The organism is Ruegeria sp. AB10 (assembly GCF_056542745.1).
This window is the reverse complement of the sequence record NZ_JBQGAI010000029.1, coordinates 1-2025: the sequence shown is the minus strand read 5'-3', so window position 1 is coordinate 2025 and position 2025 is coordinate 1. Positions and strand designations below refer to the sequence as shown.

3 protein-coding genes are annotated in these 2025 nt (G+C 59.8%); 2 read left to right on the top strand and 1 reads right to left on the bottom strand.

What is annotated here, in order from left to right:
* Both ACR0NT_RS19510 and ACR0NT_RS19505 read left to right on the top strand, forming a co-directional pair.
* A partial coding sequence (locus tag ACR0NT_RS19510; RefSeq protein ID WP_480443527.1) for a cupin domain-containing protein occupies positions 1 to 206 on the top strand: 206 nt, incomplete at its 5' end.
* Between the two features lie 160 nt (positions 207 to 366).
* Entirely contained in the window at positions 367 to 636 is a 270-nt protein-coding gene (locus ACR0NT_RS19505) for a spike base protein, RCAP_Rcc01079 family (protein ID WP_170675192.1), read from the top strand.
* A 71-nt stretch (positions 637 to 707) separates the two neighbouring features.
* Here the strand turns inward: ACR0NT_RS19505 and ACR0NT_RS19500 are convergent, their stop codons facing one another.
* On the bottom strand, positions 708 to 1874 hold the full coding sequence (locus tag ACR0NT_RS19500) for a nucleotide sugar dehydrogenase (protein ID WP_170675190.1): 1167 nt from the start codon (positions 1872 to 1874) through the stop codon (positions 708 to 710).
* Between the last annotated feature and the right edge of the window lie 151 nt (positions 1875 to 2025).

Below are 2025 nucleotides of genomic sequence, written 5' to 3'. Positions count from 1 at the left end.
CCGCCCGCGTGACCATTGACGACCATCAGCAACTGGTGACCGAGAACCAGTCGGTCTACATCCCGCTGGGCGCGGTGCACCGGATGGAGAACCCCGGCAAGGTTCCGATGGTCCTGATCGAAGTGCAGACCGGCGCCTATCTCGGCGAGGACGACATCGTCCGCTACGAGGACGTCTACGCCCGCGGCCAGGGCGCAAAGGGCTGAGGGTCACCCAACGTTCAGCGCGCAAATCAAGGCCTCCGGACAGGGGGCCTTTTTTGTGTCGGTTTGCCGATCAGGCGGCGCAACGCACGATGGGCTTTCAGGTCGTTAAGCGGTTTTGGCTAGCGTTCCGCTGATTGACACAGAGAACGAGACCCGACTCATGACGACCAACCCGTTTACAAACCGTGTTTCCAGCCTGTCCGGCCCTGCGCGTGACGTTGCCCCCGTGACCCCTTCTGACACCACCGACCTGTCCGAGGTGGCAATCGGTCTGTACGTCGAAACGGGTGGCACACTGGCAATAACCACGGTCCGAGGCGAAACACGCACCGTTCAGGTGGCTGATTTCTCGATCCTGCCCGTCGGCGTGACGCGCGTTCATGCCACTGGCACGGCTGCATCGGGTATTCACGCCCTTGTACTGACCTGAGACAGAATCGGAGCCTGCCGTGCGCCGTTTGTGCGGCAGGTTATCTTTTGGCCGGGCGTGTGCGTCCGGTCTTAATCCGCGCCGAACAGATCGCGGGTAAAGACCTTGTCGCTGACCTCGCGGATTTCATCCGATAACCGGTTGGCGACGATCAGGTCGGCCTGCTGCTTGAACACCTCCAAATCGCGGATCACCGGTGAGTGGAAGAAGTGATCCTCGCTCAGCGTCGGCTCATAGACGATGACCTGAATGCCCTTGGCCTTGATCCGTTTCATGATGCCCTGAACCGAGCTTTGGCGGAAATTGTCGCTGCCCTCTTTCATCACCAGACGGTAGATGCCGACGATCTTTGGCCCCTTCATCAGAATCCGGTCGCTGAGGAAATCCTTGCGGGTGCGGTTGGCATCGACGATGGCGCGGATCAGGTTTTGCGGCACGTGGCTGTAATTGGCCAGCAACTGCTTGGTATCCTTTGGCAGGCAATAGCCGCCATAACCGAAAGACGGGTTGTTGTAGTGCGCGCCGATGCGCGGGTCGAGGCTGACGCCTTCGATGATCTGGCGCGGGTCCATGCCGCCAGCCAGGGAATAGCTGTCCAACTCGTTGAAAAAGGCAACCCGCATTGCAAGGTAAGTGTTGGCGAACAGCTTGATCGCCTCGGCTTCGTCCGCATCGGTGAACAGTACCGGAACATCCTTATCCACCGCTCCTTCCAGCAGCAGATCGGCAAAGACCTTTGCCCGCTCGGACCGTTCCCCAACGATGATCCGGCTGGGGTGCAGGTTGTCATAAAGCGCACGCCCCTCACGCAGGAACTCCGGCGAGAAGATCACGTTGTCGGTGCCGAACCGGGCACGGGCCCCGGTAACGTACCCCACCGGGATGGTAGATTTGATCACGATGGTGGCGTCGGGGTTCGCCGTTGTGACCTGTTCGACCACCGCGTCGACCGAGCTTGTGTCGAAGTAGTTGCTGCGCGGATCGTAGTTGGTGGGCGTGGCCACAATGACAAAATCAGCCCCCGCATATGCGGCTTCGGCGTCGGTGGTCGCGGTCAGGTCAAGCTCGCGGTTGGACAGGAAATCCCTGATCTCGGCATCCTGGATCGGGCTTTGGCGCTGGTTGATCAGGCCCACGCGCTGTTGCGAGATGTCCAGCGCCACCACGTGATGGTTTTGCGCCAGCAGCACCGCGTTGGACAGGCCCACATAGCCGATACCGACAACCGCAATTTTCATCATTCATTTCCTTATGCAAGCAGGGCCTCGGACACCGTAAAGGGGGCCGCCCGTCAAATCAATTGGCGGCGGCGTTTATGGGGGTTGTTATGAGGGATGGGGTGATTTGTGAGATTGTTCTGCCCCATTTTGTGACGGGGTTTTCTGCGAT

Bases quoted from the DNA above. Each gene is read 5' to 3' on its own strand.
- ACR0NT_RS19500 (WP_170675190.1), bottom strand. From the start codon at position 1,874: ATGAAAATTGCGGTTGTCGGTATCGGCTATGTGGGCCTGTCCAACGCG.
- ACR0NT_RS19505 (WP_170675192.1), top strand. From the start codon at position 367: ATGACGACCAACCCGTTTACAAACCGTGTTTCCAGCCTGTCCGGCCCT.